Here is a 15,492-nt window from a genome sequence, read left to right on the forward strand (position 1 = left end):
AAAATATATATTTAATTTTGGTCGGAATATACCGATTCTTGTTTCTAAACTCTGTATCATGAACTGGATGAAACGATTGGGATTTTGTTTTTTGATATTGCTGTTGATGATTACGGGAATTATTCTTGCGTGTAATTGGATCATCGAAAAGTCGGCGGAAGGTCGGGTATACGGGAATGTCATAGAGATTCCGGCGAATCGAGTGGGGCTGTTATTGGGGACTTCCCCGAAACTTAAGGGAGGAAAGGCAAACCGGTATTTTGATTATCGTATCGAAGCGGCCGTTTTTTTGTATCGTAGCGGGAAGATCGAACGTATTTTGGTGAGCGGAGACAATAGGCAACGGAATTACAATGAACCGGTAGAGATGCGGAAAGCCTTGTTGGCAAAAGGAGTTCCGGACAGTGTCATCGTGATGGATTTTGCGGGGATACGTACGTTGGACTCCGTCGTAAGGGCTAAAAAAGTATTCGGACAAGATCGTTTTACAATTATTTCCCAACGTTTTCATAACGAGCGGGCTCTGTATATAGCCAAATATAACGGTATAGAGGCTGTCGGGTTTAACGCTACGGACGTGGATGCCTATAGCGGATTAAAAACCAATACGCGTGAACTTTTAGCCCGGGTAAAAGTGTTTGTCGACCTTTTGTTCGGTAAAGGACCCCGCCATTTGGGAGAACCTATAACGATTTCCTGATACTTCAAAATTAATATAATCATATTAGATTCTATATTGATCCACGATATATTAATATTTTAATTAATATAATATCATTGCATATATTGTAATAATATTATACTATATTTGCATTGTGGGTATTGTTAAATAATATAAAAGCCGTTTTTATAGGAAAGGAGAAAAATGCAAACGGTAGGATTTCATTATTAACTTATAAAATTAACAAGTTATGAAAATATTAAAAGAGTGATTCTTATTTGCTTCTATAGTATCTTATTTTGTATTTTATCTTGTTCGGACAATATTAATGAAATAAAGCCACAAGATAATAAGGCTCAAAACGAAGTACAATTAAAAAACGGAATGTTGATTATTTCTAACTATAAAGTTTTAGAGGCAATTATAAATGGAAAGCAATCAATTAACTACGATCCATTTATTATGACGTTTAGATCTCAGCGTGATGTCATGGATGAAATTATTGAAGCGGAAAGTGGTCAAATTGATTATTTAAGAACTCTTAATGAGGTAGATTTGGAAAAAGCTATTAAGCATAGTAAGCTTTATTATAAGTATTTAAAAGAAGATTTTATCAAAGAAGTATTTTATAATGACGGCTCAACCTCTTATGATCTTAATTTAGCTACTCCTTACTACGCTAAAGTTTTGAATGAAAAAGGGTATTTTGCTGTTGGAGATACGATCTATCAAGTAACTCCTAAATATTTGAAAATATGGATTGGTGGTGACATAAATAGATATACCGAGTTGAATAATTATACGAGTTCAGACGAATCTCGCAGAATTTTTGTTACAGATTATAGTCAAAAAGATACGTCTATTGAAGAGCCATTAGCTCGTACTACTTATCCGATAACTTTTTATAATATAACTAAAGGTGTTTATGGGATTAGTCCTTATAATGAGAGGGTTGTTGTGATCTTTTATGATAAAACAAATCTTTTAATAGCTCAACATGGATATACAAGAGAAACATATTGTCGTGCAATAGGGCAAGAACCAATACCAGGAACAAATTCATATAGTTTTAAGGTAATAAATTATAGTTATAATTTTATGTTTGGTACTCAAACAGCAGGAGTTAATGATTCTTTTCAACAAAGGGGAGATGCATTGGGCTATGATGATTATTATACGGTTTATTTACCCTATAAAATGGTTGTTGCCGGTAAAACAATATTGGAATCAACAGATGAATTTCCTTATTTATCTTGGTTTGAGTGTATTATATATAGAATAACACGAGTAGACGAATCTTCTACTTTTCAACTTCGAGTTGCATTTAGAGGAGAACGACAAACACCAACAAGTGGACCGTTTTTTTACACGTTTGTTAACGGAAGTTCGGTTCCTCCTGTGGATGGTGGGATATTGGAAGAGCTTATTCCATGATATTTTAATACGATGAAAATCTATTCTTTTTTCATATTTATCGGTATTTTGTTGTTCGCTCAAATTTCTTGTAATAAAGATATTGATGCGGGTGTGGTGCCTAAAGGAGTATGGCAACAGAAATTTATGGATCCCCAGTTTCCAATTTGTTTTAAAGAAGGGGTCTCTTTTACAGTTAAGGATACGCTTTATGTTGGATTCGGAATGGCTAATTGGGATAAAACGACAAGTCCTTATTTTTTGCGCTATACTCTTAACGGCGAGGAAGAGGAATGGAGATTAGTCGCTGTTTTTCCTGGAAAGCCGCGGAAAGGAGCAGTTGCTTTTGTCCTTGGATCAAAAGCTTATGTAGGGTTGGGCTATGCGGAAAATGAAAAAAAGGAAGAGGTTTATTATGATGATTTTTGGGTATTCGACATAAAGACAGAACGTTGGGAACCGGAGCCTTTGGTGTTTAAATTTCCTGGGATCGCTCGTAGAGGTGCTGTGGCATTTACTTTAGACGGAAAGGGATATGTAGGTACCGGAGATAACGGGAAAAATATTTTTTTTGATGTGTATACGTTTGAATCAGGCGTGGGGTGGAAACCATTTGAGTCTTTAAAAACTCCTATGACTGGAGCTGTAGCTTTTGTTGCGGATGGGAATGCCTATATTTGTACAGGAGGAAGGGCTGGAGAATGGGCTCCTTGGCTGTTTCGAGGTATATATAAATTTTCTTCTGGTGCGAAAAAGTGGTCCTTTATGAGTCCTTTAGAGGGGGAAGCGGCGGAAGTTTCCCGGAAATATGCTTCGGCTTTTGTATTAAACGTGAAAGGTAAAGATTATGCCTACCTCGTGTCGGGTGTCGATGTGTTTGGAAAAGAACTTTTTTCTTGTTGGGGATATGATCCAAGAAAGGATACTTGGCAAAAGATAACGGATTTGCCAGAATCTATTGCAAATGGAATTGGAGTTTCTCTTGGAGGGAGAGGATATATATTAGGAGAAGTAATCTATATTTTTAATCCACAATAGGAAATAAGGCATTGTAAAATAACGAGACAGCCCGGTTTCTACCGGGCTGTCTCTATTTTTGTTACGGACAGCTTACATGATAAAACTGTCGCTGATGGATTTATGTTCGTAAATGTTACGGATCGTGTCGGCAAACATCGGGGCAATCGGTAAAACCTTGATTTTGGAGCAGGGTTGTTTCTGCGGAATGGAATCCGTGAAGATGATCTCCGTCAATTTGGATTTTTCAATATTTTCGTATGCTTTACCGGAAAGTACGGCGTGGGTTGCGACAGCGCGTACGCTGGCAGCACCTTTGTCAACCAACATGTCGGCGGCCTTGCAAATAGTACCTGCCGTATCGATCATGTCGTCGACCACGATAATATTTTTACCTTCCACGTCTCCTATCACCTTCATATCGGCCACTTCGTTGGCTCTGATCCGGGTTTTGTGGCAGATGATCAGCCCCGAATCAAAATGTTTTGCCCAGGAGTTGGCTCTTTTGGCTCCCCCGATATCAGGAGAAGCAATGGATAGATCTTTCAGTCCCAATGATTTGATATATGGAACCAAAACAGTGGAACCGTAGAGGTGATCTACCGGAATGTCGAAAAAACCTTGAATCTGATCCGCGTGGAGATCCATCGTGATGATTCGATCTACACCGGCTGCCTGAAGCATGTTGGCAACCAATTTAGCTCCGATCGCCACGCGCGGTTTGTCTTTCCGGTCTTGGCGGGCAAAACCGAAGTAAGGAATTACCGCGATAACCTTATAAGCTGATGCTCTCTTGGCCGCATCGATCATTAAAAGTAACTCCATGAGATTATCACTTGGCGGGAAGGTAGATTGAACAAGATAGACATGCTCTCCTCTCACCGTTTCATCGAAAGAAGTGACGAATTCTCCGTCACTGAATTTCGTAAAACTCTTTTTACCAAGTTCAAGCCCTAAAGAATGAGCGATGCTATCGGCGAGATAGGTACTCTGTTCTCCGGCGAAAACTTTGATTTCGGGAAAATTTGGCATAGATTTTAATTCTTAGTTGAAACACTTGGCAAAAGTAGGAAATTAATCGAAAACTAAGTATTGATTTTGGAAATTATTCATTCCTTTCTTTTCATTTGTTTTTGTTATATTTACCACCGTAAAGTGATAAATCAATCAATTATTAATATAATATGTAAATTAAATGGAAGCTGTCAAAAATTACATCGAGGAAAACAAAGAGCGCTTTTTAAATGAACTTTTTGAATTGATTCGTATCCCGTCGATCTCTTCGTTGGCGGAACACAAACCGGATATGTACCGTTGTGCCGAACAATGGACAAAACTGATGCTGGCAGCCGGGGCGGACCGGGCGGAAGTTTATGAAACCGAAGGAAATCCGGTAGCGTACGGCGAAAAGATCATAGATCCCTCTCTTCCTACTGTATTGGTGTACGGACATATGGACGTGATGCCGGTAGATCCTGTGGATTTATGGCATACGAAACCTTTTGAACCGGTGATTAAGGACGGGAAGATTTGGGCCCGCGGATCGGATGACGACAAAGGGCAATCCTTTATGCATGCCAAGGCATTCGAATATATGGTGAAGACCGGAAAGTTAAAATGTAACGTGAAGTTTATGATCGAGGGAGAAGAGGAGATCGGTTCCCCGAGTTTGCCTAAATTCTGCCGGGATCATAAGGAGATGCTGAAAGCCGATGTTATTTTGGTTTCCGATACCAGTATGATTGCCCGGGATATCCCTTCTATCACGACCGGGTTGCGGGGATTGGCTTATTGGCAGGTGGAAGTTACCGGACCGAATGCCGATTTGCATTCCGGAATTTTCGGCGGAGCCGTGGCCAATCCGATTAACGTGCTTTGTAAGATGATAGCCGATATGCAAGATGAGAAAGGGCATATTACGATTCCGGGATTCTATGACGACGTGTTGGAGGTGAGTGCCGAGGAGAGAGCCAAGATGGCGAAAGCTCCGTTCGATCTCGAAAAATATAAAGAGTCCTTGGGAATCAGAGAGGTGAAAGGCGAAGAGGGATTCACGACCAACGAACGTACGGGTATCCGTCCTACTTTCGACGTGTGCGGAATCTGGGGCGGTTACACGGGAGAGGGAGCCAAAACGGTTTTGCCTTCCAAAGCTTATGCTAAAATCAGTTGTCGTTTGGTTCCCAATCAAAAACATGAAAAGATCGCCGAACTTTTCAAAGAGTATTTCGAATCGATCGCTCCGGATTATGTAACGGTGAAGGTGGAATACCTGCACGGAGGACCTTCTTACGTATGTCCGATAGACCTTCCGGCTTATAAAGCTGCCGAAAAAGCCTATGAGCAGGTGTACGGTAAAATGCCGGTTCCGGTACGTTCAGGCGGTAGTATTCCGATCATTGCTACTTTTGAAGAGGTATTGGGCATCAAGTCCGTTTTGATGGGATTCGGATTGGGTTCTGATGCGATTCACTCTCCGAATGAAAACTATCCTTTGGAGCAGTTCTTCAACGGTATCACCACGATTCCTTTGTTCTACGACTATTTTGTAGAGATTATGAAAAAATAATTTCTCGATTTCATATAAAAACGGGGTAAAGCCAATTTTCGCTTTACCCCGTTTTTATATAAATAATAATCGAATGTTGTGCATTATTAATATAAATTGTACTTATATTTGTTGCAATGATTGATTTGTGCTATAAATTAATGCTGTTTAAATTCGTCATATACCGTTTTATTATTCGGTGCCGGGGTGATTTAAACAGGTTGTTCAGAGATAAATGAATGTATCGAAATTCGACAACGTTTTATAAAGAACGGCACTATTTCCGTGGTATGGGTAGAGTTAAAAACTCTACGGTGGACAATAATTATTTTAAAACTATTTATTCCGGTAATGAGTTCTGACAGAAATGACATATTAGACAGAATCTGGGTTAGAGACTTAAAGGAGAATTCACATGAAGTTTTTGAACAAATATTTCGGATAATGAATCCCCGATTATTTCGGTTTGCTTTAAATTATACGATGAATGCCGGGGTGGCGGAAGATATCGTGTCCGAGGCTTTTCTATGTTTGTGGAGGATGGCAGGTTCTCTTCCAGATCATACCAATATCACGAGTTATCTTTACTCTTCTGTCAAAAATGCTTGTTTGAATTACTATAAGCATCTTCAGGTGGAGGATTCTAATCGTACGAAATTGACGGAATCCCTGATTTATATGGGAACTTTGGAATACGAAGATGATGGCGTCCTGTTCGAGAAGGTACGGGAATGTTTACAAAAACTGCCCGAACAACAGCGCAGAGTGTTGGAGTTGAAGATTTTTCAAAACATGAGTTACAAGCAGATCGCTCTGGAACTCAACGTTTCGGAAGTTACCGTCCATACTCACGTTAAACGGGCTTATAAATTTATCAGGGAGTCCGTTCCTCTCCTTTACCTGTTCATGCTTATAAAAGGAATCATTTGATTTTAAATTGAAGGTTGTTTGCCTGTTGATTTTCGCGATGAGGGTCTGTCGATCAATCGTATCTTTTTTGGGACTTGAAATTATCAATATGTTTTGTCCCCCATTTTCCTACATGGTTGTCATATATATAAAGGTGAAACATACAATCATGGAAATAGATAAAATAAAGCGGGTGATTTTAGGCTGTGCTTCTGAGGATGAAAAAGAGGAGGTAAAGAGTTGGACGGAAGGCGGGGAGGAGAGGAGTTGTTTTTTCAAAGATGCGGAAGTGTTTTATAAAGGCCGGAGGCCGGGAGTCCGGGAAGAGAGGAAACGACCGGAGAAGATATGGCAGAGGAGGCAATGGTCTCGGAAGAGACGATACCGGAGGGATTGGCGACCTTGGATAACAGCCGCGGCATGTATTGCCATCGCGATAGTGGGTATTCATTGGATACAATCCGAGAGGAAACCGAGAGAGAGGAAGACCTTGCCCCCGGTAACGGCTCTTTCCAGCCGGATACAATTGATTTTACCGGACGGGAAAACTCATGAAATTACAACTATGGCGACTTCAGCTGTCAAGATACCGGGTTTCGAGGTAAACGAAAAAGTTGCGGTACAGAAGGAGTTGGAATGGGAAGATGCCGCTATCGCGGAATATATGGAGGTGGTTGTTCCGAAGGGGGGAGAATACTCCTTGCTACTCGCCGACGGAACGAGCGTGATCTTGAATTCGGAGACACGCCTGCGATTCCCCTCTTTTTTTGCGGGAAATGAGCGGAAAATCTTTCTGAGTGGTGAAGCATACTTTACGGTTGCACGGGATGAGGATCGACCGTTTTACGTGGAGATTCTCGGGGTGAAGATTCGGGTATTGGGAACGCGTTTTAACGTGAAAGCGCGCGTGGGACAAAACGCTTATGCTACTTTGATATCCGGCAAGGTGGAGATACTGTCGGGGAGCGATTCGGTGATTTTATCTCCCGGCGAGTTGTGTGAGATTGCTGCAGACGATCAGATCCTTACGGTACGGGAAGCGGATATCGTAAGTGTTTTAGCGTGGAAAAATGGAGAGTTCGTCTTTAAAAATGCTTCGTTGGAGCAGGTAATGAACGAGTTGGCCCGTTGGTATGATGTCGAGATCGCGTATGATTCATCCGAATGGCAGGATATTAGGTTGCATGTTTATATGGATCGGGCTAAAACATTGGAGGAAGCTCTCGAAGTAATTTCTAAGATGGGAAATATAATGTACGAGATCGAGGGAAGAAAAATTACTATCAAAAAGCGGTAAAAATGACGAGAGATGTTGGTCCATCTCTCGCCGTATAAAGTCGCTGTATATTTCAACAGTCACATTAATACTACAAAGCTATGAAAAAAATCCGACAAAACATCAAAGAAGAAACATGAAAAGGTGTGGTAAAACACCAGTGAGCATAAAGGCAACTTGCTTTTTCTAAACCTATTAAAACGATAGGTAAAGCAGCAATAGGGCAGGCGGGATGTTGGTCCGTCTCGTTGTCCGTGAGTTGCTGTGTATAAATGTCACATTAATAACATAAATTTTATGAAAAAAAATCAACGAAAACTTCTTGGGAATATTCCTGTTATCGGGAAGAGCCTATCCCGGTGGAGTCTCTGTATGTGGTTCGTTTGCTTTTCGGGGATCATGCATCTCCAAGCACAAACGGATACGACGGCGAGGGTAAGTTTAAACGTTCAAAACACGTCTTTAATTAAAATCATTGAAAGTTTGCGTGTGCAAAGCCGTTATAATTTTTTATTTAATTCGAGCGAATTGAGCGGTTACACCGGTATTACGATGAATATGCAATCCGTGACGCTAAAACAGGCTCTCGATTCTTTATTGATCGGTAACGAGACCGGATTGGAGTATAAGATAGAGGGAAAGACGGTTATTATCAAAAAAAGCTACAAGACGGTCAAAGTATATCGTTTTACCGGGGTCGTTTTGGATGAAAATAAACAATCCATGCCGGGAGTTACGGTAAGAGTTGCGGGCTCTACCTTCGGCACGGCAACGGACAAAGATGGAAAATTCGCGCTTAATATACCGGAACAAAAGGGAACGTTGGAGTTTTCTTTTGTGGGATATAAAACGAAGAGAGTACCTGTCATTCCGGGAAAAGAGGTTATTGTAATCTTGGAAGAGGAGGTTTCCGATTTGAATGAGGTGACCGTTATCGGTTACGGGGAACGAAACAAAAGAGAACTGGTAAGTTCCATCTCCTCGGTAAAGGGGGAAGATATCAAAGAAATTCCGACCAGTAGCTTCACCAATCTCTTGCAAGGGCGTATGGCGGGGGTTGAAATTACCAATCGTTCCGGGGCTCCTGGAAGCGGAGGAACTTACGTGGCCGTACGCGGATACAATTCCTTGATGATACCTGAAGCCAGTGACGGACAACCGCTGTACGTGATCGACGGGGTGCCGATGCATTCCTTCACTTCTCCGGTTACGGGGACAAACGCGTTAGCGGAGCTGGACCCCAATACGATAGAGTCGGTAGAGGTTCTGAAAGATGCCGCGGCTGCAGCCATTTACGGTTCGCGTGCCGGAAGTGGTGTGATCTTGATTACCACTAAAAAAGGAAAGATCGGGAAAGCCAATTTTGCGGTTAATGTTTCCTACACGGCTTCCATTATGCCGGAATTTCCGCTACAGCTCGGGGGGAAAGCGGAACGTTGGTGGAAAATTTTATACCAACGGAACTATCGATTAGCCGGTTATGATTGGTTTACAAGGACGGCTTCTTATCCCCAATCTTATCGGGAGGCTTACGAGGGGGGAGGACAATACGATAAATTTTGGAATGCGGGACAACCGGCTCCGTCGGATTTGAAATTGCAGGATAGTTTGAATCCTTTTTTCAATAACCAGACGAATTGGTGGAAACGGGTGTTCCGCACGGGGAAAGTATTGAATGCCAACATTCAGGCTTCCGGAGGGAAACCCGGTATACGTTATATGGTAGGGATGGGGTATTACAAGGAAAAAGGTATCATGAACAACAGTGAATTTAAGCGGGTTAATTTTATCGCCAATTTATCGTTGCAGCCGACCAAGCGGATCGCCTTTGATTCCCGTTTTTATTTGGCATACACGGATAAGAGCCGTAACGTGAATAGTGGTGCGGCCAGTATAGAAGTATTGACAGCCAATCCGATGCAAACGGAAACCATCCTGCCTGCCGGGGGGGAGGTAGAGAAAAAAATTCTGGAAAAATTGAATGGTACTGTTGCCCGAAACGATAACTATCGTATGATGCTGAATGCCCAGTTGGGCTTTGATATTATCAAGGGATTGAAGTTTACCGCTTCCCTGGGATTGGATTACGCGCAGGGGAATAGCAACGTATTCACACCCTCTTATCTCGATTATCAAATGGAAAACCGTTCCAAAGGGGAGGTGAGTCGTAATATCGGGATCTCTCAAGAGAATTTGTTGAAATATACGCGAAATATTGATGATGTGCATCGATTCGAGTTGTTGCTCGGGTTGACGTATACAGAGAATCAAGTCCACGCGATCGGAGGGTCGGCGAGAAGGGGGGCCAGCGATTATGTTCATTATGTAGATAAGAATCATCCTTCGACTCATACTTACGGGACATATGTGCAGGCTTTAAAACATTACGAATCTTCTTTTGTCCAACAGGTGATGGTGAGTTACCTCGGGCGGGTTGCTTACAATTATAAGTTGAGGTACCTGATGGAGTTCACGTATCGTCGGGACGGGTCGTCGGCTTTCGGGGAGGACGTGCGTTATGCCGATTTTCCGGCTATTGCCGTCGGCTGGAGCTTTGGCGAGGAGCCTTTTATCAAAGGCTGGGCGCATTGGTTGGATATGGGTAAGTTCCGGGCGAGCTGGGGAACCTCCGGTAGGACTTTGAACGATCCCTATTTAGCCCATGGAATCGTTAAGCCGGGGGGTAATTTTATGGGAAATCCGGGAAAATTCGCACCGATGATTAACAGAAGTTTGAAATGGGAGAAATCGGATCAGTACGATTTCGGTCTCGATCTCGAGTTTTTAAATTACAGATTAAAATTAAAGCTGGATTATTATTACAAGTATACTAAATCTTTGCTTTACGAAGTCAAGCTGCCTTCGGATGTTTTGGGAAATACGAATCAATGGCAAAATGCCATGGAGGTGTCGAACGAGGGTATTGAAGTGGAGTTAGTGGGAGATATAATTAGAAGAAAAGAGCTGAGCTGGCGGACCCGTTTTAATATTTCCCGGAACTGGAACCGTTTTGTAAAAAGTTACACGGGAATGGACGAGGGAGTATGGGTGATCGGCAGACCTCTTCAGGGGTTGTACGTGTATGATGACATCGGTTTTGTCCAAAACCAAAAAGAGGTTCCCCAATACAGTCTTCCGAACGGTACTCTCCAGTATTTACAAACACCTTCGTTGGCAGGAGTAGGACAATATTATATTCCGGGCATGCGGGCGCTTAAAGATATCAATGGTGACGGTCGAGTAAGTACGGGGGATAAATATTACGCGGGCTCTGTACTACCCGTCGCTCACGGGGGATGGGTGCATGAATTGCGTTGGAAAAATATAGACTTGAATTTGCTTTTGTCTTACAACCTGGGGAGAAAACTAATCAATCAGTATGTACGGACCTCTCTGTATGGAGGGACGCCCGTCTTAACGGACTACCGGAAATTGGATTTTTGGCAAAAAGAAGGGGATTTTCCCGATATGGCGGCTTTGGGCCTTTCGGATGAAGAGAGTGTACGTTCGTGGATTGAACGGGTGAATTTTTTACGATTGAAAACGTTGAGTTTAGGATATAACGTTCCGTCCAAAGTATTGAAACGTATCGGTTTATCCGGCATTCGGGTGTTTTTTACCGGGGAGAATCTTTTCTTGTGGACCAATTATTCAGGTATAGATCCGGAGGTCGTGAATGACGGAAAGGATAACATGTTCAGTTATCCCTTGGATCGGAAGTTTACATTAGGATTAACGGTTAATTTTTAAATGGGATGAAACGAATTGTAATATATTTAATGGCGGTAATCCAATTGATCGCATGCGATTCCTTATTGGATGTTGAACCCGAGACGATGTTGACTTACACGAATTCTTTTAAGACGGAGAAAGATGTGGCCGCTCTGCTGTACGATATAAACGCGAAATTGTACAGGAGTTTGTGTTACGACGATAGAGCACATCAAATGGTAGGATTGATCGCGGATAAGATAAATGATCAACCCATCGGAAATACACGCAATCTCGTTCCGAGCGAATACCAATACATTAGTTGGAATGGGTATTATACCCTGATTTATTCGGCAAACGTGATTTTGGATAATGCCTACCGTTTCAAGGAGGTTGAGGCGGAGCGATTGGAGTACTATAAACGTCAGGCTTGTTTCGTGAAAGCGTTTTGTTATTTTCAAATCGCGCGGCAATGGGGAGATGCCCCGATCGTTTCTAATAGTACAACGGTAGCGGTATATCCCCGCGAGAAGGTCATAAAGGTACTGGACGAGGCTATCCGGAATGCCGAGATTGCCTTGGAGTTGCCTAAATTCGAAGATTTAGTCGATGAGACTGGGGCGAAAATCACGTCAAAACAGTATGGAAGCAAAGGAGCTGCAACGGCGTTGCTGGCCCATATCTATGCCTGGCGGGCGGGACTGCTGGGAGAAGCTACATCCTGGGAGATGGCGGAGAAGTATTGTTCGGATATTATCGAGGGAAAGGTAGGGTACTACGAATTGGCAAAAGATCCGAAAGAGGTGTGCGTCAGCGTGATGAAAGGCAATAGTCCGGAGGGTATATTCGAAGCGGAGTATTATATGCCGGACGATCCCTTTTTTATGCATAAACCTTACCTCGCGGTTTACACTTATTTAACTTACCCGATCATCAAGGGACAGCTGCCAACGGCCAGAACTTATCTGGAGATCCATAAACGGACGGTGAAAGAGATGTACGACAGGGAACATGATCGGCGTATAGATGCTTACTTCCGGGAGATAGATAGTAATGTCTATCATATAAAGGATCCATATAATCCGGCCATAACGCATGAAGTAGCGATAGAGAAAGCCTTTTTGGGTAAATGGGATTATCCTGTGTATGAATATAATGCCTATCTCGATAGAGAGCTTTATAAAACCCAGGACGTGAATCGCATCGTGTGGCGATTGGCGGATATCATGTTGCTTAGGGCGGAGTGCCGGATAAGATTGAATAGAGGCAATGCGGCCGATGATTTAAACGAAATCCGGGGCCGGGCTTACGGTAACCGGGGACATGATTACACGGCTGCCGAGGGTGATCTGCGTTACATGATTTTTAAGGAACGGGAAAAAGAGTTACTCTTTGAAGGGCATCGTTATTATGATGTAATACGGAACGGTTACTGGAAAACGGAATTGACAGATGCGTTCTCGATAATGAGCGAAGAAGAGTTTGAAACGGGAGCTCAGTATTATCCTGTCGCTCCGAATTCTTTCTATCGAAACGATCTGATGCAACAAAATCAATATTGGCAATCTAAAGGTTTAAAATGAGAATTATGAAAAGAGTATACTGGATAATAGGGATCGTCTTCTTGTTTTTCGAGGTGTCCTGCACGAAAGACGGGTTTATGAAGACGGGAATCAGCATCGGTCGTTTTGACGGGAGTATGCTGGAGTACATGCAAGCGAATCATTACGACTGGGATTCCACCGTGGTTATGATTAAACATGCCGGTTTGGAGAGCCTTTTCGATGGCGACGAGGAGATCACTTTTTTCGGTCCGACCAATTTTTCCATTCTCCGTTACATGTATAGGAATGGTATCGAGCATATACAAGACATGGATGTCGATTTCTGCCGTAACACCATACTCCGGCACGTGATGAAAGGAAAGATGATGCGTGTGGAGTTTAAAGAAGGGAAAGCCGCTGAAGGGGCGGAGGCAATCGGGGAAGGAGGGGATACTTACACGATGATGGGGGGAAACCGGATTTGGGCCTATACTTTTAAAAGCGATTACCAGGGTGTTGCCGGGATGGGCCCTCTTTTGCTTTATATAACTTCGCTCGATGCACATCGGAAGATCAATATCGCGTCGGGAGATATCGAACCGGATAACGGGGTGGTTCACTCTTTGGGATATGATTTCACGCTGGGAGAAATGTAAACTTGAAAATAGGAAACGTATGAAACAATTCATTATTATCATAGGAATATGTGTCGTGGGATTGTACGGGTGTCACGATATGAAAATCGGTTATTTGAAAACGGATAAAGCCGAGTATTCGCCTGCCTCGATGGAGGTACGGCGGGAGTTAAATCCGTATAGGGAACCGGATAGGACAATTCTGAAAACGGGTGCGGATTGGGCTTCAGCCGAGATCGGCGGGGTATTGGGTACGAACCCTATAATGTATAGCCTTGAAGGGGTAAGGGCCACGGACGGCGGAGATGCCGAATTATTCAAGGAGCAGGTACGGGTGATCGGCGGGGGCCGGGTTTATTTTCCAAGTAAGGATATAAAAGCCCCCAACGGGACATACGTGCTTACTATACGGGTTTCGAATGACAGTTATACGGCTGTTTTAAAAGATGTATTTACTGTAGTTATAAAAGAGAAATAGTATGAGCAAGAGAAAATGTATCGGTTTATTCCTAATGTTGTTTTCTCTGGGCAGTCTGAATGGGGTTGCTCAGGAAATCGCTTTTTCGGATGAAAGTTATGAACAGGCATTAAAGCAGGCGAAACAAGAGAAAAAGCCGGTGTTTATTGATTTTTATGCCACCTGGTGCGGGCCGTGTAAACGTTTCTCCGAAACGGTGTTCACGGATCCTGAGGTAAAAGCGTATTACGATAAACATTTCGTCTGTGTACGCGTTGATGTAGATAAAGAACGGATACTTGCCCGGAAATATCAGATCCAAAGCATGCCGACCCTCGTGTTTCTCGATGAAAACGGGAAAGAGCAAAAGCGGATTTCCGGCCTCCTCAGTAAAACGCGTTTCCTCCATATCGGGCAAGAGCTTACCGGGGAACGTCGGACCTACCCGGAATTGTATAAAGAGTTCCGGAACGGGAAAAAAGATCTCGCTGTCATGCAAACCCTATTGACAGAGGCCCCCGATTTCATAAGAGAGTTGGATGGTCAGGAAAGGATAAAGTGGAGAGAACGGGCCAATGAAATCTTTAAGACCTATGTTCCTCTCAAAAAATTGGATCATATGATCAATAACTTGGATTTTCAGATTATCATGCTTTATCATGAAAAAGTGGGACGTGATGACTCGGTGTTAAACTTTGTGAATAAGCATCGCGAGGAGTTCGAAAAAATAATAGAGCCTCACGTCGTTTGGGAATTTATACTCTCCCGGCAAAACGGGTTGATCAATGCGCTTGCCAAAGCCGGTGATAGGGCTTATCTGGAAGAATTAAAACGGATCGACGGGGATATGAGAGTGGTGTATGCCAAGATAAAATACCCGCATTTGTCTGTTTACAATGTTATGAAAAGCCAGTCGGACGGTATATATGCTCTGTATGCCGAGAAAAACGAAGGTAAGTTCATCGATTTGAAAGAGGATTATTTCAATCAAGTTGGGGAGTTCCTTACTTTTACGGATTATCGGGAAGCAATACAGGAGTTGGTAATAGCCCGTAAGGGCGTATTAAGTTCCCAATCTTACGAACGTCTGTTGGTTTGGTTGGAGAGGGCCTCGAAGCTCAAATTGCAACCTCAGGAACAGTTGGATATGAGTTGTCTGATGGGAAACTGTTTTCGAGGATTGGAGAATTATAAAAAGGCAAAAAGCTGTTTCAATCAGGCTTATATCTTGGCAATGCAATTAGGTGACGCCCGTATGCAAGCCCAGATTAAGAGGGTATTGGAACAAATGCCTGACGAATAGTAATCGGTTTAGTATGTA

12 protein-coding genes are annotated in these 15,492 nt (G+C 42.8%); 11 read left to right on the forward strand and 1 reads right to left on the reverse strand.

Annotated features, from left to right (window positions below; translation table 11 throughout):
• The first annotated feature begins 58 nt into the window (after nucleotides 1-58).
• The 3 genes from PGR74_RS03680 to PGR74_RS03690 all read left to right on the forward strand — a co-directional run bounded on the left by PGR74_RS03680 (nucleotide 59) and on the right by PGR74_RS03690 (nucleotide 3,112).
• Nucleotides 59-700, forward strand: a complete 642-nt coding sequence (locus tag PGR74_RS03680; RefSeq protein WP_394341850.1) for a SanA/YdcF family protein — start codon at nucleotides 59-61, stop codon at nucleotides 698-700.
• 228 nt (nucleotides 701-928) lie between these two features.
• A complete protein-coding gene (locus PGR74_RS03685; RefSeq protein WP_270516717.1) occupies nucleotides 929-2,095 on the forward strand; it encodes a hypothetical protein in 1,167 nt (388 codons plus the stop codon).
• A 12-nt stretch (nucleotides 2,096-2,107) separates the two neighbouring features.
• The gene (locus tag PGR74_RS03690) at nucleotides 2,108-3,112 is read left to right on the forward strand and encodes a Kelch repeat-containing protein (protein ID WP_052634554.1); all 1,005 of its coding nucleotides are present in this window, start codon (nucleotides 2,108-2,110) and stop codon (nucleotides 3,110-3,112) included.
• 72 nt (nucleotides 3,113-3,184) lie between these two features.
• Here PGR74_RS03690 and PGR74_RS03695 read toward each other — a convergent pair whose 3' ends face one another.
• Complete coding sequence (locus PGR74_RS03695) at nucleotides 3,185-4,123, reverse strand: ribose-phosphate pyrophosphokinase (RefSeq protein WP_041503250.1); 939 nt, start codon at nucleotides 4,121-4,123, stop codon at nucleotides 3,185-3,187.
• A gap of 163 nt (nucleotides 4,124-4,286) precedes the next feature.
• On the opposite strand from PGR74_RS03695, the gene PGR74_RS03700 reads away from it, so the two are divergent.
• The 8 genes from PGR74_RS03700 to PGR74_RS03735 all read left to right on the forward strand — a co-directional run bounded on the left by PGR74_RS03700 (nucleotide 4,287) and on the right by PGR74_RS03735 (nucleotide 15,474).
• On the forward strand, nucleotides 4,287-5,660 hold the full coding sequence (locus PGR74_RS03700; RefSeq protein WP_041503251.1) for a dipeptidase: 1,374 nt from the start codon (nucleotides 4,287-4,289) through the stop codon (nucleotides 5,658-5,660).
• Between the two features lie 330 nt (nucleotides 5,661-5,990).
• Nucleotides 5,991-6,569, forward strand: coding sequence for an RNA polymerase sigma-70 factor (locus PGR74_RS03705; RefSeq protein ID WP_041503252.1), 579 nt, complete (start codon nucleotides 5,991-5,993; stop codon nucleotides 6,567-6,569).
• Nucleotides 6,570-6,717: 148 nt separating this feature from the next.
• Complete coding sequence (locus PGR74_RS03710) at nucleotides 6,718-7,845, forward strand: FecR family protein (RefSeq protein ID WP_270516719.1); 1,128 nt, start codon at nucleotides 6,718-6,720, stop codon at nucleotides 7,843-7,845.
• A gap of 276 nt (nucleotides 7,846-8,121) precedes the next feature.
• Nucleotides 8,122-11,574: a SusC/RagA family TonB-linked outer membrane protein gene (locus PGR74_RS03715; protein WP_110688467.1), complete on the forward strand. Its 3,453-nt coding sequence runs from the start codon at nucleotides 8,122-8,124 to the stop codon at nucleotides 11,572-11,574.
• Between the two features lie 5 nt (nucleotides 11,575-11,579).
• The gene (locus PGR74_RS03720; protein ID WP_041505247.1) at nucleotides 11,580-13,118 is read left to right on the forward strand and encodes a RagB/SusD family nutrient uptake outer membrane protein; all 1,539 of its coding nucleotides are present in this window, start codon (nucleotides 11,580-11,582) and stop codon (nucleotides 13,116-13,118) included.
• A gap of 5 nt (nucleotides 13,119-13,123) precedes the next feature.
• A complete protein-coding gene (locus tag PGR74_RS03725) occupies nucleotides 13,124-13,735 on the forward strand; it encodes a fasciclin domain-containing protein (RefSeq protein ID WP_041505246.1) in 612 nt (203 codons plus the stop codon).
• Between the two features lie 19 nt (nucleotides 13,736-13,754).
• Complete coding sequence (locus tag PGR74_RS03730; RefSeq protein WP_041503256.1) at nucleotides 13,755-14,192, forward strand: hypothetical protein; 438 nt, start codon at nucleotides 13,755-13,757, stop codon at nucleotides 14,190-14,192.
• A 1-nt stretch (nucleotide 14,193) separates the two neighbouring features.
• Nucleotides 14,194-15,474 carry a thioredoxin family protein gene (locus PGR74_RS03735; protein WP_270516720.1) on the forward strand — a complete coding sequence of 427 codons (1,281 nt, stop codon included), beginning with the start codon at nucleotides 14,194-14,196 and terminating at the stop codon, nucleotides 15,472-15,474.
• Nucleotides 15,475-15,492 lie beyond the last annotated feature (18 nt).

Origin of the sequence: Sanguibacteroides sp. AM78-02pH3A (assembly GCF_027666085.1) — a bacterium.
Taxonomy (GTDB): Bacteria; Bacteroidota; Bacteroidia; order Bacteroidales; family Marinifilaceae; genus Gabonibacter; species Gabonibacter massiliensis.

Excerpts from the sequence above, each read along its gene's own strand:
- PGR74_RS03725 (WP_041505246.1), top strand. The coding sequence starts at position 13,124 with ATGAAAAGAGTATACTGGATAATAGGGATCGTCTTCTTGTTTTTCGAG.
- PGR74_RS03690 (WP_052634554.1), top strand. The coding sequence starts at position 2,108 with ATGAAAATCTATTCTTTTTTCATATTTATCGGTATTTTGTTGTTCGCT.
- PGR74_RS03700 (WP_041503251.1), top strand. The coding sequence starts at position 4,287 with ATGGAAGCTGTCAAAAATTACATCGAGGAAAACAAAGAGCGCTTTTTA.
- PGR74_RS03680 (WP_394341850.1), top strand. The coding sequence starts at position 59 with ATGAACTGGATGAAACGATTGGGATTTTGTTTTTTGATATTGCTGTTG.
- PGR74_RS03735 (WP_270516720.1), top strand. The coding sequence starts at position 14,194 with ATGAGCAAGAGAAAATGTATCGGTTTATTCCTAATGTTGTTTTCTCTG.
- PGR74_RS03730 (WP_041503256.1), top strand. The coding sequence starts at position 13,755 with ATGAAACAATTCATTATTATCATAGGAATATGTGTCGTGGGATTGTAC.
- PGR74_RS03710 (WP_270516719.1), top strand. The coding sequence starts at position 6,718 with ATGGAAATAGATAAAATAAAGCGGGTGATTTTAGGCTGTGCTTCTGAG.
- PGR74_RS03720 (WP_041505247.1), top strand. The coding sequence starts at position 11,580 with ATGAAACGAATTGTAATATATTTAATGGCGGTAATCCAATTGATCGCA.
- PGR74_RS03695 (WP_041503250.1), bottom strand. The coding sequence starts at position 4,123 with ATGCCAAATTTTCCCGAAATCAAAGTTTTCGCCGGAGAACAGAGTACC.
- PGR74_RS03705 (WP_041503252.1), top strand. The coding sequence starts at position 5,991 with ATGAGTTCTGACAGAAATGACATATTAGACAGAATCTGGGTTAGAGAC.
- PGR74_RS03715 (WP_110688467.1), top strand. The coding sequence starts at position 8,122 with ATGAAAAAAAATCAACGAAAACTTCTTGGGAATATTCCTGTTATCGGG.